Raw genomic sequence first — 19,588 nt, 5'->3', positions numbered from 1 at the left:
CATGCCCCACACCGACATCATTTCGAGCCTCGTGCCAACCGCCGATATCTTCGTCGGCGGCGAATGGAAGCGTGGCCGCGGCGCACTGTACGCGAGCGTCTATCCCGCCGACGGCTCGGTCAACGCCGAAATCACGACGGCCGATGCCGACGACGCGCGCGAAGCCATCGAGGCCGCCGACATGGCGTGGCGCAAGCCGAACTGGTCCGGTCTGAAGCCGCATCAGCGCGCGCTGATCCTGTATCGCATCGCCGATCTGATCATGGCGAAGCACGAAGCACTCGCGCAGCTGCAACGCCGCGACAACGGCAAGCCGATTGGCGAAACACGTGTGCTGGTCGCGAGCGCGGCGAATACGTTTCGCTATTTCGCAGCATGCCTCGAAACGCTCGACGAAGAGGTGACGCCTTCGCGCGGCGACTATCTGACGATGAGCGTGCAAGAGCCGATCGGCGTGATCGCGGCGATTACGCCGTGGAATTCGCCCATCGCTTCCGATGCGCAAAAGCTCGCGCCCGCGCTGGCAGCCGGGAACGCCGTCGTGTTGAAGCCGGCTGAAATCACCCCGCTCGTATCGCTCGCGCTTGCGCGCATCTGCGAGGAAGCGGGTGTGCCGAAGGGTGTGTTGAGCGTGCTGCCCGGCAAGGGCTCGGTAATCGGCGATGTGCTGGTTCGTCATCCGCTCGTCAAGAAAGTGTCGTTCACGGGCGGCACGGAAGTGGGGCGCGGCATCGCGCGCATCGCTGCCGACAAGCTGATGCCCGTGTCGCTCGAACTCGGCGGCAAATCGCCGACGATGGTCTTCGACGACGCCGATCTCGATCACGCGGTGAACGGCGTGCTGTACGGCATCTTCAGTTCGTCGGGTGAGGCGTGCATTGCGGGCTCGCGTCTGTTCGTGCAGCGCTCGATCTATCCCGAGTTCATGAAGCGCCTCACCGCGAAAGCGCGTGAATTGCGCGTCGGCGATCCCGCGAGCGAGAACACGCAGATGGGGCCGCTGATTTCCGCGAAGCATCGCGAGTCGGTTGAGCGCTATGTGGCGCTGGGTCTCGAAGAAGGCGGACGTCTGCTGTGCGGCGGCGAGCGGCCTGTGGGCGACAGGCGCGAACAAGGCTTCTTCTATCAGCCGACGATTCTCGAAGGCCTGTCGAATTGCGCGCGTATCTGCCAGGAAGAAATCTTCGGGCCCGTGCTCGTCGCGATGCCGTTCGACGACGAAGCGTCGCTGCTGAAAGAAGCGAACGACAGCGTATTCGGTCTCGCCGCCGGCATCTGGACGCGCGACTACAAGCGCGCATGGCGCGTCGCGCGCGCTTTGGAAGCGGGCACGGTCTGGATCAACACGTACAAGCTGTTCTCGATTTCGACGCCGTTCTCAGGCTGGAAAGAAAGCGGCATGGGCCGCGAAAAAGGCCGCCTGGGCATTCGTGAGTACATGCAGCAAAAGAGCCTCTACTGGGGCTTGAACGACGCCCCGCTTGCGTGGGCGAACTGAAAAGGCACGCAACATGAGCATTCTCGGCATTGAACAGATCACGTACGGTGTGACGGATCTCGAGACCTGTCGGCGCTTTTTCGCCGATTGGGGCATGAAGGAAACCGCGCACGACGAAACGCGCGCACGCTTCGAAACGTTGAACGGCTGCACGGTGCTCGCGGTGATCGCGAACGATCCGTCGCTGCCGCCCGCCTTTGAAGAAGGCCCGACGCTGCGTGAAGTGACGTGGGGCGTCGCCACGCCGTCCGATCTCGACACATATCGCGCGAGCCTCGAAGGCGCGCAAGGCTACTACGCGAGCGACGACGCCGTCGGCTGTATCGATCCGAACGGCATGGCGATCCGCATCGAGGTGACGCGCAAGCGCGCGGTCGAGGTGCACGGCTCGCCCTCGAACGTGTGGGGCCAGACGCTGCGCGTCGATACGCCCAGCCCGGTCTACGAGCGCGCAGAACCCGTCGAAGTGGGCCACGTCGTGTTCTTCACGAACTGTCTCGCCGAGCAGGAGAAGTTCTATCACGAACGGCTCGGCTTCGAAATGTCGGACCGTTATCCGGGCCGCGGGGCATTCATGCGCTGCGCGCCGCACGGCGGCCACCACGACATCTTTCTGCTGCAACTGCCGACCGGCAAGCGCGGGTTGAACCACGTCGCGTTCACCGTGCGCGACATCCACGAAGTATTCGGCGGCGGCATGCACGTCAGCCGTTGCGGCTGGGACACGCAACTCGGGCCGGGGCGTCACCCCGTTTCGTCCGCGTATTTCTGGTACTTCCAGAATCCGGCGGGCGGTTTGATCGAGTACTACGCGGACGAAGATCAACTGACGCCCGAATGGCAGCCGCGCGATTTCGAACCCGGCCCGACCGTGTTCGCCGAATGGGCGATCGACGGCGGCATCGACGGCAACACGCGTCGTCAGAAGAACGCGAAGGCGCCGGAAGGCAAGTTCATGACGGAGCGCAAACATGACTGACGCTGTCATTTCACACGCTGCCAGCGACGCGGACGCACCGCAGACCATCGTCGTGATCGGCGGCGGACAGGCGGCGGGATGGGTCGTGAAGACGCTGCGCAAGACAGGCTTCGAAGGCCGTCTGGTGATGATCGCGGATGAAATTCATCTGCCCTATGAGCGGCCGCCGCTGTCGAAAGCGGTGCTGTCGGGCGATGCCGATATCGACACCGTGCGCCTCTTCGCAAGCGACGATTTTGCTTCGCTCGATGTCGAAGCATGGCAACCCGATGTCGCGACGCAGATCGATCGCGCGCAACGCATCGTGCGCACGCAATCGGGCCGCGCAGTGCAGTACGACCGGCTCGTGATCGCAACGGGCGGCGCGGCGCGCAAGTTGCCGGCGTCGCTGGTGAAGACGGATTACATCGCGTATCTGCGCACCCTGGACGAAGCGTCGGCGCTCGGCGAACGTTTGCGCGCCAGCCAGCATGTGCTCGTGATCGGCGGTGGCTGGATCGGGCTCGAAGTCGCGGCGACGGCGCGCAAGCTCGGCGTGGCGGCGACGGTCGTGGAAGGCGCGCCGCGTCTGTGTGCGCGTTCGGTGCCGCCGGTCGTGTCGGACTTTCTGCTGGATCTGCATCGCTCGAATGGCGTCGACGTGCGTTTGTCCGCGGCATTGACGTCGCTCGATACGCATCCTGAAGACGCAAGCAAAGTACGCGCGACGCTCGCGGACGGCTCGACCATCGATGCCGATTTCGCCGTGGCGGGCATCGGGCTCACGCCGCATACATCGATTGCCGAAGCGGCGGGCTTGCCCGTGAACGACGGCATTGTCGTCGACGAACACGGCATGACGAACGACCCGCGCATCTTCGCTTGCGGCGATGTGGCGAATCATCCGAGCGCATGGTTGAAACGGCGCGTGCGCCTCGAATCGTGGGCGAATGCGCAGAACCAGGCGATCGTCGTCGCGAAGGCCGCGCTTGGCCAGTTCGAGCCGTATGCGGAGATTCCGTGGTTCTGGTCGGATCAATACGACGTGAATCTGCAGATTCTCGGCGACATTCCCGCCGATGCCGAACTCGTCGTGCGCGGCGATGTCGGCGCGCGCCGCGCCACGCTCTTTCATGTCGCGGACGGTGGCGTGCGCGGCGTGATCGCAATCAACACGCCGCGCGACCTGAAGCTCGCGCGCAAATGGATGACCCAGGGGCGCACGGTCGATGTCGCGGCTCTGGCCGATGCCGACAAGGCGCTTGCCTAACACAGTACGGGGCGGAGAAACGACGCATGAGCACTATCGACAATACGTTTGAGGCACACAGCAGCGCCGGTGTCTCCCATCCCGCGACGCGCGGCTCGATCATTGCGCGGCTCGAACGCTTGCCCGCGAACGCGATGCTGGTGCGCGCGCGCATACTGATCGGTCTCGCGACGTTCTTCGACGGCTTCGACGTCATCGCGATCGCCGCGACGCTGCCGATCCTGATCGGCAAATGGCATCTGACGCCGTGGGACGTGGGCCTGATGATCGGTGCGAGTTCGGTTGGTCAGCTGATCGGCGCGTTTCTGTTTCCGTGGTATGCGGAGCGTCACGGCCGCGTGAAGGCGATCGCGCTGAGTTCAGGGCTGATCGGCATTACGAGTATTGCTTGCGGCTTCGCGCCGACGTTTGCGGTGTTCTTCGTGTTGCGCATCGTGCAGGGCATCGGGCTGGGCGGCGAGTTGCCCGTGGCCGCGACGTACATCAATGAAATTTGCCGCGCGCATGGGCGCGGGCGCTTCGTGCTGCTGTACGAGATCGTGTTCCCGGTCGGCCTGCTGGCGTCGAATGCATTGGGCGCGTGGATCGTGCCGCGCTTTGGCTGGGAGGCGATGTACTTTATCGGCGGCATGCCGTTGATTCTGTTCTTCGTGCTGCGCAGGCTCGTACCCGAATCGCCGCGCTGGCTCGCTGAACGTGGCCGCATGAACGAAGCCGCCGATGCCGTGCACGCATTCGAGCGTACCGCCAAAAGCGCGCTGCCGCCGATGGAAGATCCCGCTGGTTTCGAAGCGATGGCTGCGCGTCACCCGAAGCGCAAGATGAGCGATCTGTTCGGCAAGGCGTACTGGAGGCGCTCGGTGGCTGTCGCGATGCTGTGGATGACGTGCGGCGTGATCCAGTATGGTCTGTCGACGTGGCTGCCGACGATCTATCGCACGGTGTATCACGCGCCGTTGCAGCTCGCGCTGAATCTGGCTGTCGCGGCTTCCGTGCTCGGCGTGCTTGGCTCGCTGCTGTGCGCGATGCTGGTCGACAAGGTGGGCCGCAAGCCGATCATCAACTGGTCGTTCATGTTGTGCGCGTTGTCGCTGGTGCTGGCGGGCGTGTTCCATGACGCTTCCGTGTACGTGGTCGCGACGTGCTGTGCGTTCGCGCTCGGCTGGCTGGCGTGTGGTTTCATCACGGCTTATGTGTACACGCCTGAGCTGTATCCGACGAGTATTCGCGCCTTTGGGTGCGGTGTCGGCGGCGCATGGCTGAAGCTTGCGGCGATTTTTGCGCCGACGCTGGTGTCGAAGACGATGGTTGGCGGGAATCTCGATATGGCGTTTTATCTGCTCGCCGTCGTGCCGTTTTGCGCGGCGCTCGCCGTGAAGTTTCTCGGGATCGAGACGAAGGGCAAGGTGCTGGAGCAGCTGGAGGCTTAAGTTTCGCTGACGTGTTCAAGATCGGGCCACGATGCGCGGGTGTTGCGCGTCGTGGCCCGAGTTGCTTTGAGGTGAGGGTTTTCGGGAGTGAGGCGAGGGAGATGATGTTCACTCACCGCATGCGTGGTCTGTCGCGATCGCAGGGTCGAAAAAGCCCGGTTTTGCCCGAGATTCCGCGCTTTTGGCTGCAGCGGGGAGGCAACGACCTGCGCTTCATGTAACTCGGGATACTCGCATGTGACCCAAAGGTGAGAGTTTTCAGGAGATTGATTTCGCGCGATCGCGATCTTCGAGGGTGATCGCCGTCACGTGAACGTCTGTTTCGCGTCGTTGTGCACCTGCGAAAAATGTACTATAAAACGTACATGAGCGCGCACATCCCATCCCATTCCCCCGCTGCCGTCGGGGAGCAGATCAGGCAACGAAGGAAACTTGCCGGTCTGACGCAAGACGCGCTTGCACGCGTGGCAGGCGTGAACCGTCGTGTGGTCGCGGATCTGGAAGCAGGGCGGAATGTCGGCACGCATGTACTTCTGACGGTGCTCTCGCGGTTGGGCGAGCGCATCGAAATCGTTCCCGACGAAGCCGGGAGCTTTTCAAAAGCGCTGCTCGCGTTGTGCCAGACCGCTTCGACGAGCTATGCCGGCGACCTGCCACCGCTGATCATGGAAAACTTCCTGCTGACGGGCGACGTGCCGCCGCGCTGGCGAACGCACATCGACTACGCAGTTGAGGAGTCGCCGCCGATGCTGTTCGAGAAGGTGATAGCCGGATACGACGCAGCAACGCGGAAATTGATTCGCGAAAAGCTCAAGGAATGGGCCGCGCGGCGCAAACTGAATGTCCCCGAGGAATTCTGCCTTGCCTGATATCGATACGAAAACGTGGGAGAGCCTGTTCGATCATGCCGTCGCGTTAATCGACACTTGCGAGAAAGTTGGCGAACGCCCGCCAAAATGGCGGTTTGGCGGTGGGACGATGCTGATGCTGGACTTCAATCATAGGTACAGCAAGGACATCGATATCTTCATCACAGATCCACAATACCTGACGTTCTTTTCGCCGCGCCTCAACGACACAGCCGAGGAGTTTGCGACTGAGTACGTCGAAGCCGCGCACTATCTGAAGATAATCGGCAAGGGCGGCGACATTGATTTCGTCATCTCACCGACGTTGACGAGTGAGCCGACGGCCGTCAGGAAGATTCGCGGCAGAACAGTGACGACGGAAACGCCCGTCGAGATCGTCGCGAAGAGGGCTTTTTATCGCGCGGCTGGCTTCACGAGTCGAGATCTGTTCGACATGGCGCTCGTGCTCGAACGGTGCCCTGATGACTGTGAGCGCGAGGCCAAGGTCTTGCGCGAGCGCGCGCAGATAATTATTGATCGCCTGCAGGAACACCGCGAGCGGCTGGAGGCGGAGTTCGACAAGATCATTACGTTGGAGTACAGGCCGACGTTTCAGCATTGCTACGATACGGTGGTCGCGTTCCTGTCGCAGTCAAAACGGGAGGCGCGCAACAAGTCGTCGCGTTCGAAGCGTCGGCCTTCGTTGGGTTGATGTGCGGTGCTTCGAGCAAAAACTCGACGCACTGTTCACGGAGTCCTCACCCCTGCGGCAACTCCCTCACATCCGCCGTCGCGACCGCCCCAAACGTCTCGCTCAACACGTAATCAACCAGCTTGCCCGCCGACTCTTCCGGCGTCGCCAGCTTCCCCTCTCGCTTCAGTTCTTCGAACTTCTCGCGCATCGGGAATTTCTCCAGGCCTGTCGAGCGAATCTCCGCCTGCATGTTCGTATCGACCACACCCGGCGCCACGCTGCAAATGCGCAGCGCGCGATTCTGGTCAAGCGCGACAGAACGCGCATGGTGATCGAGCGCGGCCTTCGTCGCGCAGTAAATGCTCCAGCCCGAATACGGATGCCGCGCCGCGCCGCTCGAAATATGCACGATGCGCCGGTCGGCTGCGTCCGGGCTCGCCGTGGCGAACGCGCTCGCCAGCATCAGCGGCGCCGACACGTTCAGCGTCACGGCTTGCGCAATCGCCGCAACGTCTTGCGCTTCGATGGGGCCGACCGGCTGCACCATCCCTGCATTGTTGAACAGCAATGCGGTTTGCGCGCCTTTCAGGAAGTTGCGCAACGTGTCGCCCGCGAGAAATTGCGTCAGGCGTTCGGCATCCGCCAGATCGACCGCGACCTGTTCGAAGCCGGCCTGATTCGCGAGCGCTTCGTTGCGCGAGCGCGAAATGCCGAGCACGGCGATGCCTTGTGCCAGCAGCCGTTGTGCGATCGCCTCGCCGAGGCCGCGCGTATGACCTGTGACGATGGCGCGAACGGAAGTAGTAGCGTTCATGTCGATGTGCCCGATATTCAATGAGACCGTTGACCAGTTCATCATTTTCTCACGCGCATTCGACGTGTGCAGCCGCTTCGCTTACTCGTGCCGAAAGCGCTCGCGGTATTGCTTGGGCGTCGCGCCGATGCGCTTCGTGAACACAATACGCATGCGGTCCGCCGTGCCGAAGCCGCAATCGTAGGCGATCGTCTTGAGCGCGGCGCCGCTGCTTTCCAGCAGCTTGCGCGCAGCATCCATCCGCGCGCGCTCGACGAACTCATGCGGCGTCACGCCCGTTTCCTGCACGAAGATGCGCGCGAAATTACGCGCGCTCATACCGGCCACATCCGCGAGTTGCCTGACCGTAAAGTTGTCGCGAATGTTCGCCATCACATGGGTCTGGATTTTCGCAACAGGCGACGTTTCGTCTGCGGGTGCGGTGAGGTACGGGCTGAATTGCGATTGCCCGCCCTGGCGCTGCGAGAACACCACGAGGCGCTTCGCGACCTTCAACGCCGTCTGCGGGCCGTGATCTTCGGTGACGAGCGCGAGTGCGAGGTCGATGCCCGCCGTCACGCCCGCCGACGTCACGAGCCGATCGTCCCGCAGATAGATACGGTCGAAATCGACGCGCGCTTTCGGAAATTGCGCCGCGAGCTGCTGCGCGTGCTGCCAGTGTGTCGTGACGTTGCGATCGTCGAGCAGGCCCGCGTGACCCAGCGCGAACGCGCCCGTGCAGATCGAGCCGTAGCGTTCGCATCGCGACGCGACGTTCGCGAGCCAGTGCGTGAGACGCGCGTCGGGCGTGCTCTCCGGCAAGGCGGGACCGCCTGCGATCAGGGCGAGATCGAACGTGCTGCGCTGCTGGTCGAAGGTTTCGTCGGCGACGAACCGGATGCCGTTCGACGCGCGCAGCGGTTCGCTGTCCGCCGCGAGCAGCGTCACTTCATAGCGCGCCTTGCCGTCGATGAACAGATTAGCCTCGGCGAACACATCGAGAGGACCCGCGACATCCAGCGCCTGGACGCCCGGAAAGATCGCTATGGCAACGCTCGGCATTCAGTGACCTCGCAGACAACGCGTGATGGAAAACGACAGCAGACGACTTGCGCGAGGGAAGAGGATAGCAAAAATGCTTGTTAGCTGATTCGGCGCGGGCAGAAGGCCGGGTGCCGTCTCACACGAACCCCGGCTTTGGATCTCCCGATGAGGGACCGCGCGACCATGCAGGATCGGTCGCGACCCCGACGGGCATTCTTAAGATGGGTCGAGCTTCTCAGAATGTCGAAAGGGTGAGCGCATTCTCCACGGAAGCCACGCCGGGCACGCCTCGGGCGACGCGCGTTGCCAGGTCGACCTGTTCTTCCTCGGGTACCCAGCCCTCCAGCAGGATCGCTCCGTTGCGCGCGCGCACCGTAATGCCCGTCGCGCGCAGACCTTTTGCCCGCGCCAGCGCTGTCAGCACGCGCTTGCGCAGTGCCCGGTCAGCTGCCTTGCCCGATTGCGTGGCCGGGCTCGCCACTGTTCCGGATGCGCTTGCGGCACTGCTTGCCTGCGCGCATGCATGACACGAAATCGCGATGGCCACGGCGCCAGCCACGATATGAGCGGCTCGAATGATCTTCAATTTGCTGTCCTTTTATCGGTTGAATGGTTGGGCGGCGCAATCCGCGCCTCGAAGCCGCGTTCAGAAGCGATGGGTCATCCCGGCCACCGCAAGTGTCTGGCTCGTGCCGGGGCTCGACACCGCGACACCCGGCCAGCTCATCGTGGCCGTTCCGTTGTTGCGCATGTAGCCGCCGCGTGCATACAGCGCTGTGCGTTTGGAGAGACTGTGGTCTGCGCCGATCTGCACGCCCCATGTGTTGTCATGCGCGCCGCGCACGACGCGCTGGAAGCCCGCGATTTCGATCGCATCGGCAGGCGTGGCCTGGATCGTCGCGCCGAGTTCGGAGATGCTGAACGAGTGGGCCGCGTTGAGCCGCGCGGCGAGCGAACCAGCGGCCGCATCCTTGGGCCGGTGATAGCCGTAGTTGAACTGCAGATTGACGATGCCGACGCGATAGCTGAGCGCGCTGGTGAAATGCTCGGTGGACAGCGACGCAAGCATGGCAGGCAAACCCGGCACCGTCTTCGCACCCGGATGCTGGTTCTGATACGCCAAACCCACGTAGAGGCCGTAGCCGGAATAGGTCGCGGCCAGATCGAGCATGTTGCCCGTCGAAAGCGGCAGCGGCTGGGTGACGCTGGCCGCGAGCGCGTACATGCCCCAGACCTGCGCGCCACCCATGTTCGGGCTCTTGTAGATGACTGCGTTGCTCGAACGGCCGCCCGCGCTTTGCACGGCGAGTGTGTTGCGGTCCACCGTGGTTGCGGCGGCGGCCAGTGGCGACAGCACTTCGTTCGCGCGGAACGGGTCACTCGGATACAGCGCCCAGAAAGTGGGCTGATACTGGCGTCCAAGGCTGATCGAGCCGTACTTGTCGTGTGCGAGACTCACCCACGCCTGGCGATAGAACATCGCGGTCGAGTCGCCGAAGAACGCGCCGTTGTTGACGTTGTAGCCGTTTTCGACGTTGAAGACGGCCTTCAGGCCGCCGCCCAGATCCTCCGTTCCCTTCAGGCCGAAGTACGAGCCGCTGTTGCCGCCGCTGCGCTCCGACCACGACCCCTTGCCACCGTTGTTCAGATATTGGCCGAATACGTCGACCACGCCATACAGCGTCACGCCCGTTTCCGCCGCCGCCCCGCCTGCGGCCAGGAATAGCATCGCGCCTATCATGCTTCGCCTGCTCGAACACATACCTGTCTCCTGTTTTGGAACAGGCAGGCCGGCCGTCGTGCGACAGCGTCCTTACGCCTGCCTTTCGAACGACAGTGTGTCAGGCGACTTAATCAGGATAACTACCCTAAACGGGGGGCGCGCAAACCGCCGCCGCCGCTCACTACGGAGCACCGGGACGGCATTTGACGCACAATTGCGAATATTCTGTCAGTACGATAAGACTGCTGCCATGGTCCTTAAGAACCTGCTTCGCCGCCTCGACCTCACTACGCTGCAACTGTTCATCGCCGTTTATGAGGAAGGCACGCTGACGCGCGCCGCGGAACGCGAGGCCATCGCCGTGTCGGCGGCGAGCAAGCGGCTGCTCGAACTGGAGCAGGCCGTCGGCGCGACGCTGTTTCAGCGCAACGCGCGCGGCATGACGCTCACGCCGGCGGGCGAAACGCTGCTGCATCACGCGCGCCGCGTGATGCGCGGCATCGAGAACATCGGCATCGAACTCGCGGGCCACGCCAGCGGTGTGCGCGGCTACGTGCGGATGATGGCGAACCTTTCCGCGATCGTCGAATTCTTGCCCGAGGATCTGCGCGCGTTTCTCGCCGTCAACGACCGCGTGAAGATCGATCTCGAAGAGCGGCCAAGCGGCGGCGTGGTCGAGGCCGTGGCCGACAGTCTCGCCGACCTCGGCATCTGTTCCGGCGAAGCCGACGCGCGTGGCCTCGAAGTGACGCACTACCGGCACGACGTGCTGTGCGTCGTGATGCGCGACGATCATCCGCTGGCGGGCCGCGCGAGCGTCGCGTTCGAGGAAACGCTCGACAGCGATCACGTCGGCCTGCATTCGGCCAGCTCGATCAACGCGCGCACGCATATGGCCGCGCGCCAGGCGGGCAAGGCGCTGAAGCTGCGCATTCACGTGCCGGGCTTCGACGCCGTATGCCGGATGGTGCAGGCGGGCATGGGCGTCGGCGTGCTTCCCGTGAACGTGTATCGCATCATGGGCCGGCCATTAGGTCTCGTATCCGTCGCGCTCGAAGACGAATGGGCCGCGCGCAGCCTCATCATCGTGACGCGCGATTCGGCGCGTCTGTCGCCCGTCGCGAGGCTGCTGTTCGATCATCTTTCGTCGGTGGAAGCCTTGTCCGGCAAGGCTTAGCGCCGAGCGTTCGCGAACCGCGAACGGTCCTTGGCGAAATGCGGTTGGACGCCCTGGCGGCGCCCCTTCTAACCTTGTCTCCAACCTGAAACAAGATTGGAGACAGCATCATGAGTGGTCCGTTGCAGGGTATTCGCGTCGTCGAGATCGGCACGCTGATCGCGGCGCCGTTCGCCGCGCGCCTGCTCGCCGAGTTCGGCGCCGAAGTCATCAAGATCGAAGCACCCGAAACGGGCGACCCGCTGCGCAAGTGGCGCAAGCTGCATGAAGGCACCTCGCTCTGGTGGTATCTGCAATCGCGCAACAAGAAGTCGATCTGCGTGAATCTGAAGTCGCCGGAAGGCGCCGACGTCGTCAAACGTCTGGCCGCCGACGCCGACGTCGTCATCGAAAACCTGCGCCCCGGCGCGCTCGAAAAGCTCGGCCTCGGCTGGGACGTGCTGCACGCAATCAACCCCAAGCTCACCATGGTCCGCATCTCCGGCTATGGCCAGACGGGCCCGTATCGCGATCGTCCCGGTTTCGGCGCGATCGGCGAAGCGATGGGCGGCATTCGCTATACGACGGGCGATGTCGACGGCGCGCCCGCTCGCGTCGGCGTGAGTCTGGGCGATTCGCTTGCTTCGCTGCACGGCGTGATCGGCGCGCTCATGTCGTTGTTGCGCGTGAAGACAGGGCAGGGCGATGGACAGGTGGTGGACGTGTCGCTGGTCGAGAGCGTCTTCAACCTGATGGAAAGCCTCGTGCCCGAGTACGATCTGCTCGGCCATGTGCGCGAGCGCAGCGGCGGCGCGCTGCCTGGCATCGCGCCGTCGAACACCTATCGCACCGAGGATGGCGGCTTTGTCGTGATCGCGGGCAATAGCGATCCGATCTTCAAGCGCCTGATGCAGCTGATCGGCCGTGCCGATCTCGCCGACGATCCCGCGCTGGCCCGCAACGACGGCCGCGTCGCGCAAAGCTCGATGCTCGATGCCGCGATCACCGCGTGGACCTCGCATCAATCCATCGACGACGTGCTGGCCGCGCTCGAACGCGCCGAAGTGCCGTCGGGCCGCATCTATTCGGTGTCCGACATCGTTGCCGATCCGCATTATCAGGCGCGCGAGATGTTGGTGAAGGCCGATTTGCCGGGCGGCGCGTCGGTGAAGATGCCGGGCATCGTGCCGAAGCTGTCGGAGACGCCGGGCGAAGTGCGCTGGCAAGGTCCGACGCTCGGCGAGCATACGTCGAGCGTGCTCGCCGATCTTGGCTATGAGCAAAGCGATATCGAGCGGCTGCGCCGCGAAGGAGCCGTGCAATGAACTACGATAACGACGACATTCAGTTCGACAAGCTGATCGTGCAGGAGGTCGCGCCGCGCGACGGCTTGCAGATCGAGCCGACCTGGGTCGAAACCGCCGACAAGATCGCGCTGATCGATCAACTGTCGACAGCGGGCTTCACGCGCATCGAGGCCGGTTCCTTCGTCTCGCCGAAAGCGATTCCCGCGTTGCGCGACGGCGAAGCGGTGTTCACGCAGATCGAGCGCCGCGCGGGCGTGATTTTCGTCGCGCTGGTGCCGAACGTGAAGGGCGCCGAGCGCGCGCTGAATGCGCGCGCGGATGAGCTGAATCTCGTGATGTCCGCGAGCCAGACACACAACCGCGCGAACATGCGGATGAGCTGTGAGGCGTCGCTGGATGCATTCGGCGACATCGTGCGGCTGGCGAAACATTTCCCCGTGTCGTTGAATGCGACGGTGGCGACGGCGTTTGGCTGCCCGTTCGAAGGCAAGATCGACGAAGACCGTGTCGTCTCGATCGTCGAAACGTACCGTGAAATGGGCATCGACGGCATCACGCTCGCCGATACGACGGGCATGGCGAATCCACGCCAGGTCGCGCGGCTCGTCAAGCGCGTGCTGCAACGCGTGCCCGCCGACGCGCTCACGCTGCACTTCCACAACACGCGCGGGCTCGGCCTCGCGAACGTGCTGGCCGCCTATGAAGCGGGCGCGCGCCGTTTCGACGCGGCGCTCGGCGGCCTCGGCGGCTGTCCGTTCGCGCCGGGCGCATCGGGCAACATCTGCACGGAAGACCTCGTCAACCTGTGCGACGAGATCGGCATTCCGACAGGCGTCGATCTGCAGAAGCTGATCGCGCTGTCGCGCACGCTGCCCGCCTTGCTCGGTCATGACGTGCCCGGCCAACTGATGAAGGCGGGCCGCAATTGCGACGTGCACCCCGTGCCCGATTACGTGCGCGCTATCTGAACATCACCCAACTGAACAACACCGACGGCGGGACGACGAATCCGGCCTGTAAGGAGACAACCATGAGCACACCAGGCGCAGTCGCGGCAGGCGGCCGTGACGACAAACTAACGGCCACGGCCGACATCATCAGAAAGGTCACGTGGCGGCTCATGCCGCTCATCATGATCTGCTATCTGTTCGCCTTCTTCGACCGCATCAACATCAGCTTTGCGAAGTTCCAGCTGCAAAGCGATCTCGGCTTTTCGGATACGGCGTACGGTCTCGGCGCGAGTCTGTTCGTGATCGGCTACGTGCTGTTCGAAGTGCCGAGCAACATGCTGCTGTACAAGGTCGGCGCGCGCAGATGGATCGCGCGGATCATGATTTCGTGGGGCCTCGCGACGGCCGCAATGGTGTTCGTTCAGAACGAATGGCAGTTCTACGGCCTGCGGTTCGTGATCGGCGCCATGGAAGCGGGCTTTGCGCCCGGCGTGCTCTACTATCTGACGCTGTGGTTTCCGGCGAGCTATCGCGGACGCGTGACGTCGCTGCTGTTTCTCGCCTCGGCATTCTCGGGTCTCGTCGGCGCGCCGCTCTCGGGCCTCGTGCTCGGTCAGATGGACGGCGTGTTCGGCATTCGCGGCTGGCATTGGCTGTTCATGCTCGGCGGCCTGCCTTGCATCGTGCTCGGCATCCTCGTGCTCAAGGTGCTGAAGGATCGCATCGAAGACGCGGGCTGGCTGTCGCCTGCCGAGAAGAGCTATCTGTCGAGCCAGATCGCGCAACAGACGCAGCCGACCACGCATGGTCACTCGCTGCTCGGCGCGATCCGCACGCCCGGCTTTCTGACGCTCGGCCTGATCTACTTCCTGATTCAGATCGCTTCTTATGGCCTGAATTTCTGGGCGCCGCATCTGATCCGCGTCGCCGGTACGCAAAGCCCGACGATCATCGGTCTGCTGACGGCCGTGCCTTATATCTGCGGCGCGATCTGTATGGTGATCGTGGGCCGTTTGTCGGATGCATCGGGCGAGCGCCGCAAGTTCGTGAGCGGGCTGCTCGTGATGGCGGCGGTCGGTTTCTTCGCTGCGGGCTTCTTCGACAAACAGACGGTGATGCTCGTCGTGGCGCTCGCCGTGCTCGGCGCAGGCGTGATCGCTTCGATTCCCGCGTTCTGGGCGCTGCCGCCGAAACTCGTGACGGGCGCGGGCGCTGCGGGCGGTATCGCGCTGATCAATACGCTGGGTCAGTTGGGCGGTATCGTCAGCCCGGTGATGGTGGGCCGGGTGCGCGACGTGACGGGCAGCACGACGCCCGCGCTGTACGTGATCGGCGCGTTGAGCCTGATCTGCGCATTGATCATTCTGTATGGTCTGCCGCAGTCGTTGCGTCAGAGGGATCACACAGGGCGCGCGGCTTGACGCTTTCGTGAGTGATCGGAAAAACGCACGGCATCGAGCCGTGCGTTTTGCTTTCAAGCCTTCAGTTTGGCAGCCGCCGCATCTTCGCGCGACTGCACCTGCAGCACGGCATCGCGCTTGTCGAGCAAGTGCTGCCGCAAGATCGCGCTCAGACGCTTGCCGTCGCGCGCCTCCAGCGCCTTGAGCATGTCGTCGTGGTCGTGGATCGCGCTGTCCCACTTCGGAATCTGAAAGTTCGAGCGAAAGCGCAGCGCCTGCAAGCGGCGGTTCACGGCGATGTACGTCTGACGCAGCGCCGAGTTGCGCGCGGCCTCGTTGATCTTGTCGTGAATCGCCTGATTGCGGCTGTAGTAACCGGCCAGATCGTTCTGCGCGCGGCACGCGAGCATCGCGTAATGCAGCGCCTTGATCTCGGTCAGTTCGGCGGCCGTCATCCGCTCCGCCGCGAGTTCGCCGGAAAACGCTTCTAGCCCGCTCATCAACTCGAACGTCTCGCGCAGTTCCGCTTCCGACATCTTCGACACCGACGCGCCGCGATTCGGCTCGATATCGATCAGGCCTTCCGCCGCGAGCACCTTCAGCGCCTCGCGCAACGGTGTGCGCGAAATGCCGAGCGTTTCGCACAGTTCGCGTTCGTTCAGTTTCTTGCCCGGCTCCAGCACGCCTTCGACGATGAAGCGCCGGATGTGTTCGACCACCGTGTCGTGCAAACGCTGGCGTTCGACCTTCGGCATCAGGGGAGGCGGTGTCAGGCCTGCATCAATGTCCGAATTTTGCATACAAAAATCCTCAAGCACGATTTGCACCGATTTTAAATCATCCAACCCGGTAGCTGACTGCGAGGGTAAACACCGCCTTGGGATTGTCACGAATCGTTTGTTATAGTTTTTTGCATGCAAAATTCAATCGAGGAGATCGACCGATGCTGAAACTCGACTTTCATCCCGCAGGCCGCCACTTTTTGCAGATTCCGGGTCCGAGCCCGGTGCCCGACCGCATCTTGCGGGCGATGAGCTATCCGACCATCGACCATCGCGGGCCAGAATTCGGCGCGCTGGGCCTGAAAGTCCTGGACGGCATCAAGAAGATCTTCAAGACGCAGCAGCCCGTGGTGATCTACCCCGCGTCGGGCACGGGCGCATGGGAAGCGGCGCTGTCGAACACGCTGAGTCCCGGCGACCACGTGCTGATGTTCGAGACGGGGCACTTCGCCACGCTGTGGAAGAAGATGGCCGAGAACCTCGGCCTGAAGCCGGAGTTTCTGGGCTTGCCGGGCATCGAAGGCTGGCGGCGCGGCGTGCAGCCGCAAATGATCGAAGCGCGCCTGCGCGAGGACACGCAACACGCGATCAAGGCCGTGTGCGTCGTGCACAACGAAACGTCCACGGGCGTGACGTCCGACATCGCCGCCGTGCGCCGTGCGATCGACGCAGCGGGCCATCCGGCGCTGTTGCTCGTCGATACGATCTCGGGCCTTGCCTGTGCCGATTATCGCCATGACGAATGGGGCGTCGACGTCACGGTGTCGGGTTCGCAGAAGGGCTTGATGCTGCCGCCGGGCATCAGCTTCAACGCCGTGTCGCCGAAGGCGATCGAAGCTGGCAAGCAGGCGAAGCTGCCGCGCGCGTTCTGGGATTGGAGCGAAATCATCGAGATGAACAAGAGCGGCTACTGGCCGTACACGCCGAACACGAACCTGCTGTATGGGCTGTACGAGGCGCTCGACATGATTCTCGGCGAAGGGCTCGACAACGTGTTCGCGCGGCACGACCGTCTCGCCGAAGCATGCCGGCGCGCGGTGCGTGCATGGGGCCTCGAGATTCAATGCGCCGACCCGTCCGTGTATAGCCCGGTGCTGACGGGCGTGATGATGCCGGATGGCGTCGATGCCGATGCGGTGCGCAAGGTCATTTACGAACGCTTCGACATGTCGCTTGGCACCGGCCTCGGCAAGATGAAAGGGCGCATGTTCCGCATCGGCCATCTTGGCGATTGCAACGACCTCACGCTGATGGCGACGCTTGCCGGCGTCGAAATGGGCCTGCAGATCGCGGGCGTGCCCGTTGCGGCGAGCGGCCTGCCCGCTGCGATGGAGTTCCTGATGTCGCAGCCGAACGCACCCAAGCTGAAAGCAGCCGCTTGATTGTCCACTTAAGCAGCCGCATAAGCTGCCGATAACCAGACGACGAAGGAAGCGCAAGCGGCGACACGTAGCCTCCTTCATCTCAGACGCAAGCCCCGAAGCACCCACGCGCCCGGCCAGCGCGACGCACAGCAGCGAACAGAAAGACAAAGACGCAAGCGAACCACAAACGCGACCAACGCCAACGGCAGACCCTGCGGACGGCGGCTCGCGCGGCATGAAGGCCGAACACGCCGTGCGAATGCCCCGTCCGCCAGCAACGGAGACAGACGATGAAGCGGTTTCGTGTAACCAGTGCGACCAGTATCGTTCTACTGATGCTATGCATCATGTACTTCATCACCTACCTTGACCGCGTCAACGTCAGCACGGCGGCGGCGGGCTTCGGCAAGGAGTTTCATCTTTCGCACACGGAAATCGGCCTTGTTTTCTCGGCCTTTGCGTATCCGTATCTGGTGTTTCAGATTATCGGCGGATGGGTCAGCGACCGTTTCGGCGCGAAGCGCACGCTGATTGCGTGCGGCGCGATCTGGGCGCTGGCAACCTTGCTGACGGGCTTCGCGGGCGGCCTCGTGTCGCTGCTGTTTGCGCGCGTGCTGCTCGGCTTCGGCGAAGGCGCGACCTTTCCGGCCGCGACGGCGGCGATGTCGCGCTGGGTCGCGAAAGAAAAACGCGGCTTCGCGCAAGGCATCACGCACGCGGCGGCGCGCATCGGCAATGCCGTTGCGCCCGGCGTGATCGTGCTGGTGATGACGACATGGGGCTGGCGCGAGTCGTTCTATATCTGCGGCGCATTCAGTCTGTTGTGGGTCGTCGTCTGGGCGATGACGTTCACCGAGTATCCGAAAGAGCATCGCCGCATCACGCAGGAGGAACTCGACATCTTGCCGCCGCCCAAAGCGAAGATGGCGAACGTGCCGTGGAAAGCGCTGTTCAAGCGCATGACGCCCGTGACCATCGTGTACTTCTGCTATGGCTGGACGTTGTGGCTGTTCCTGAGCTGGATTCCGCAGTACTTTCTGCATAGCTATCAACTCGACCTGAAGAAGTCGGCGATATTCGCTTCGGCGGTGTTCTTCGCGGGCGTGATCGGCGATACGCTGGGCGGCATCGTCACCGACAAGATCTTCGAGCGCACGGGCAACCTCAGGCGCGCGCGCAGCTGGATGGTGTCGATCTGCATGCTGCTCACGCTCGCGTCGCTGGTGCCGCTGATGCTCACACACAATCTTTATGTATCGATGGTGTGTCTGTCGGCGGGCTTCTTCTTCGCCGAAATGACGATCGGCCCGATGTGGGCGATTCCGATGGACATCGCGCCTGAATACTCGGGCACCGCAAGCGGCATGATGAACACGGGCTCGGCGCTCGCCGCGATCATTTCGCCCGTGCTGTCGGGCTATCTGATCGACACGTTCGGCAGCTGGGAGTTGCCGTTCGCGGGCAGCATGCTGCTGATGGCGATCGGCGTCGTGCTCGCGTTCCGCATGCAACCCGAAAGCCGTTTCGAAACCGGCGCAGAGCCGGGTGCACAACCCGCCACGCGCTTTAACGCGTGAGCCTTCCTAACGTTTGAATGACCATGCTGACCCGACAACTTGCCGACGCGCGCGCCGATCACACCACGCTCGCGTCGCTCTCGCCCGAACTGATTCCCGCCGACATGAGCGCCGCCTATGCGATCCAGCACGAGTTGCTGGCGTTGCGCGGCGCGCGGATCGGCGGCTGGAAGATCGGTGCCAAATCCGCTGAAGGCGCGATTCAGGGCGCGCCGTTGCCGTCTACCGATCTGCATGCCGACGGTGCGCGTTTGCCTCGCGCGCACTACACGCCGCTCGGACTCGAACTGGAAATCGCGTTTCGCTTCGGGCGGCATTTCGAGCCGTCGGCCAACGCGTATCACGAAGTCGAAGTGCTCGATGCAATCGATTCGATGGCCGCGACCATCGAAATCGTAGCGAGCCGCTTTGCGCAGTGGCCCAACGTCGACAAGCTCGCGCAGCTCGCGGATCTACAGAATCACGGTGCGTTGATCGTCGGCGAGTTCACGAAGTACCGGCGCGATTTTCCGTTCGTGGCGCCCGCGCTCGGCTTCACGTTCGAAGCCCAGGACGTGGTGAAGGCGACGCCATCGAACCCGTGCGGCGATCCACGCCGCCTGCTGACGTGGCTCGTCAATCACTGCACGCAGCATCATCGCATTGCCGTGACGCCGGACATGATCGTCACGACGGGTTCGTATACGGGCATGTTCTTTCCGCAGCATGCGGGCACTGCGCGCGGGCATATCGACGGGCTTGCGCCTGTCAGCGTCACGCTCGAATAGTGTCGTACTACACGCCTCGCTTTTTAT

At 63.3% G+C, this 19,588-nt stretch carries 18 protein-coding genes and 1 pseudogene; 14 read left to right on the top strand and 5 right to left on the bottom strand.

What is annotated here, in order from left to right; genetic code table 11:
• Position 1 precedes the first annotated feature (1 nt).
• The 7 genes and pseudogenes from C2L66_RS28935 (at position 2) to C2L66_RS28910 (ending at position 6,716) form a co-directional block, all read left to right on the top strand.
• Positions 2-1,498, top strand: coding sequence for an aldehyde dehydrogenase (locus C2L66_RS28935; protein WP_060604768.1), 1,497 nt, complete (start codon positions 2-4; stop codon positions 1,496-1,498).
• 13 nt (positions 1,499-1,511) lie between these two features.
• Entirely contained in the window at positions 1,512-2,477 is a 966-nt protein-coding gene (locus C2L66_RS28930; RefSeq protein WP_060604770.1) for a VOC family protein, read from the top strand.
• Entirely contained in the window at positions 2,470-3,726 is a 1,257-nt protein-coding gene (locus C2L66_RS28925; protein ID WP_060604775.1) for an NAD(P)/FAD-dependent oxidoreductase, read from the top strand. The genes C2L66_RS28930 and C2L66_RS28925 overlap by 8 nt, the downstream gene beginning before the upstream one ends.
• Before the next feature lie 26 nt (positions 3,727-3,752).
• Positions 3,753-5,156, top strand: a complete 1,404-nt coding sequence (locus C2L66_RS28920) for an MFS transporter (RefSeq protein ID WP_054933320.1) — start codon at positions 3,753-3,755, stop codon at positions 5,154-5,156.
• A 347-nt stretch (positions 5,157-5,503) separates the two neighbouring features.
• Positions 5,504-5,662 (top strand): annotated as a pseudogene (locus tag C2L66_RS42415) (helix-turn-helix domain-containing protein); the annotation flags it as partial.
• Positions 5,663-5,707: 45 nt separating this feature from the next.
• Positions 5,708-6,025, top strand: a complete 318-nt coding sequence (locus C2L66_RS41860; protein ID WP_231950077.1) for a hypothetical protein — start codon at positions 5,708-5,710, stop codon at positions 6,023-6,025.
• 115 nt (positions 6,026-6,140) lie between these two features.
• On the top strand, positions 6,141-6,716 hold the full coding sequence (locus C2L66_RS28910; RefSeq protein ID WP_158512173.1) for a nucleotidyl transferase AbiEii/AbiGii toxin family protein: 576 nt from the start codon (positions 6,141-6,143) through the stop codon (positions 6,714-6,716).
• A gap of 46 nt (positions 6,717-6,762) precedes the next feature.
• On the opposite strand, the gene C2L66_RS28905 is transcribed toward C2L66_RS28910, so the two are convergent.
• From C2L66_RS28905 to C2L66_RS28890, 4 genes are all read right to left on the bottom strand, one after another.
• The gene (locus C2L66_RS28905; protein WP_060607042.1) at positions 6,763-7,512 is read right to left on the bottom strand and encodes an SDR family oxidoreductase; all 750 of its coding nucleotides are present in this window, start codon (positions 7,510-7,512) and stop codon (positions 6,763-6,765) included.
• A gap of 81 nt (positions 7,513-7,593) precedes the next feature.
• On the bottom strand, positions 7,594-8,553 hold the full coding sequence (locus tag C2L66_RS28900; protein ID WP_060604781.1) for a GlxA family transcriptional regulator: 960 nt from the start codon (positions 8,551-8,553) through the stop codon (positions 7,594-7,596).
• A 217-nt stretch (positions 8,554-8,770) separates the two neighbouring features.
• Positions 8,771-9,121 carry a BON domain-containing protein gene (locus tag C2L66_RS28895; RefSeq protein ID WP_054933325.1) on the bottom strand — a complete coding sequence of 117 codons (351 nt, stop codon included), beginning with the start codon at positions 9,119-9,121 and terminating at the stop codon, positions 8,771-8,773.
• A gap of 60 nt (positions 9,122-9,181) precedes the next feature.
• The gene (locus tag C2L66_RS28890; RefSeq protein WP_060604784.1) at positions 9,182-10,297 is read right to left on the bottom strand and encodes a porin; all 1,116 of its coding nucleotides are present in this window, start codon (positions 10,295-10,297) and stop codon (positions 9,182-9,184) included.
• 211 nt (positions 10,298-10,508) lie between these two features.
• On the opposite strand from C2L66_RS28890, the gene C2L66_RS28885 reads away from it, so the two are divergent.
• From C2L66_RS28885 to C2L66_RS28870, 4 genes are all read left to right on the top strand, one after another.
• Complete coding sequence (locus C2L66_RS28885; RefSeq protein WP_060604786.1) at positions 10,509-11,435, top strand: LysR family transcriptional regulator; 927 nt, start codon at positions 10,509-10,511, stop codon at positions 11,433-11,435.
• Positions 11,436-11,545: 110 nt separating this feature from the next.
• Positions 11,546-12,739 carry a CaiB/BaiF CoA transferase family protein gene (locus C2L66_RS28880; RefSeq protein ID WP_060604789.1) on the top strand — a complete coding sequence of 398 codons (1,194 nt, stop codon included), beginning with the start codon at positions 11,546-11,548 and terminating at the stop codon, positions 12,737-12,739.
• Positions 12,736-13,689 (top strand): hydroxymethylglutaryl-CoA lyase, encoded by a 954-nt coding sequence (locus tag C2L66_RS28875; RefSeq protein WP_054933329.1) that lies wholly within the window; start codon positions 12,736-12,738, stop codon positions 13,687-13,689. Before C2L66_RS28880 ends, C2L66_RS28875 begins: the two co-directional genes overlap by 4 nt.
• 62 nt (positions 13,690-13,751) lie before the next feature.
• Complete coding sequence (locus C2L66_RS28870) at positions 13,752-15,092, top strand: MFS transporter (protein ID WP_054933330.1); 1,341 nt, start codon at positions 13,752-13,754, stop codon at positions 15,090-15,092.
• A gap of 53 nt (positions 15,093-15,145) precedes the next feature.
• Here the strand turns inward: C2L66_RS28870 and C2L66_RS28865 are convergent, their stop codons facing one another.
• Complete coding sequence (locus C2L66_RS28865) at positions 15,146-15,871, bottom strand: GntR family transcriptional regulator (RefSeq protein ID WP_054933331.1); 726 nt, start codon at positions 15,869-15,871, stop codon at positions 15,146-15,148.
• A 143-nt stretch (positions 15,872-16,014) separates the two neighbouring features.
• On the opposite strand from C2L66_RS28865, the gene C2L66_RS28860 reads away from it, so the two are divergent.
• The 3 genes from C2L66_RS28860 (at position 16,015) to C2L66_RS28850 (ending at position 19,561) form a co-directional block, all read left to right on the top strand.
• Positions 16,015-17,235 (top strand): pyridoxal-phosphate-dependent aminotransferase family protein, encoded by a 1,221-nt coding sequence (locus tag C2L66_RS28860; RefSeq protein WP_060604792.1) that lies wholly within the window; start codon positions 16,015-16,017, stop codon positions 17,233-17,235.
• A 272-nt stretch (positions 17,236-17,507) separates the two neighbouring features.
• Entirely contained in the window at positions 17,508-18,794 is a 1,287-nt protein-coding gene (locus C2L66_RS28855; protein WP_060604795.1) for an MFS transporter, read from the top strand.
• A gap of 17 nt (positions 18,795-18,811) precedes the next feature.
• Positions 18,812-19,561, top strand: coding sequence for a 2-keto-4-pentenoate hydratase (locus C2L66_RS28850; RefSeq protein WP_054933334.1), 750 nt, complete (start codon positions 18,812-18,814; stop codon positions 19,559-19,561).
• The last annotated feature ends 27 nt before the right edge of the window (positions 19,562-19,588 follow it).

Origin of the sequence: Paraburkholderia caribensis (assembly GCF_002902945.1) — a bacterium.
Lineage (GTDB): Bacteria > Pseudomonadota > Gammaproteobacteria > Burkholderiales > Burkholderiaceae > Paraburkholderia > Paraburkholderia caribensis.
Note: the sequence above shows the minus strand (reverse complement) of the source record. Positions and strands in the feature narration are given on the sequence as shown.

Excerpts from the sequence above, each read along its gene's own strand:
- C2L66_RS28935 (WP_060604768.1), top strand. The coding sequence starts at position 2 with ATGCCCCACACCGACATCATTTCGAGCCTCGTGCCAACCGCCGATATC.
- C2L66_RS28930 (WP_060604770.1), top strand. The coding sequence starts at position 1,512 with ATGAGCATTCTCGGCATTGAACAGATCACGTACGGTGTGACGGATCTC.
- C2L66_RS28925 (WP_060604775.1), top strand. The coding sequence starts at position 2,470 with ATGACTGACGCTGTCATTTCACACGCTGCCAGCGACGCGGACGCACCG.
- C2L66_RS28920 (WP_054933320.1), top strand. The coding sequence starts at position 3,753 with ATGAGCACTATCGACAATACGTTTGAGGCACACAGCAGCGCCGGTGTC.
- C2L66_RS28910 (WP_158512173.1), top strand. The coding sequence starts at position 6,141 with ATGCTGGACTTCAATCATAGGTACAGCAAGGACATCGATATCTTCATC.
- C2L66_RS28905 (WP_060607042.1), bottom strand. The coding sequence starts at position 7,512 with ATGAACGCTACTACTTCCGTTCGCGCCATCGTCACAGGTCATACGCGC.
- C2L66_RS28900 (WP_060604781.1), bottom strand. The coding sequence starts at position 8,553 with ATGCCGAGCGTTGCCATAGCGATCTTTCCGGGCGTCCAGGCGCTGGAT.
- C2L66_RS28890 (WP_060604784.1), bottom strand. The coding sequence starts at position 10,297 with ATGTGTTCGAGCAGGCGAAGCATGATAGGCGCGATGCTATTCCTGGCC.
- C2L66_RS28885 (WP_060604786.1), top strand. The coding sequence starts at position 10,509 with ATGGTCCTTAAGAACCTGCTTCGCCGCCTCGACCTCACTACGCTGCAA.
- C2L66_RS28880 (WP_060604789.1), top strand. The coding sequence starts at position 11,546 with ATGAGTGGTCCGTTGCAGGGTATTCGCGTCGTCGAGATCGGCACGCTG.
- C2L66_RS28875 (WP_054933329.1), top strand. The coding sequence starts at position 12,736 with ATGAACTACGATAACGACGACATTCAGTTCGACAAGCTGATCGTGCAG.
- C2L66_RS28870 (WP_054933330.1), top strand. The coding sequence starts at position 13,752 with ATGAGCACACCAGGCGCAGTCGCGGCAGGCGGCCGTGACGACAAACTA.
- C2L66_RS28865 (WP_054933331.1), bottom strand. The coding sequence starts at position 15,871 with ATGCAAAATTCGGACATTGATGCAGGCCTGACACCGCCTCCCCTGATG.
- C2L66_RS28860 (WP_060604792.1), top strand. The coding sequence starts at position 16,015 with ATGCTGAAACTCGACTTTCATCCCGCAGGCCGCCACTTTTTGCAGATT.
- C2L66_RS28855 (WP_060604795.1), top strand. The coding sequence starts at position 17,508 with ATGAAGCGGTTTCGTGTAACCAGTGCGACCAGTATCGTTCTACTGATG.
- C2L66_RS28850 (WP_054933334.1), top strand. The coding sequence starts at position 18,812 with ATGACCATGCTGACCCGACAACTTGCCGACGCGCGCGCCGATCACACC.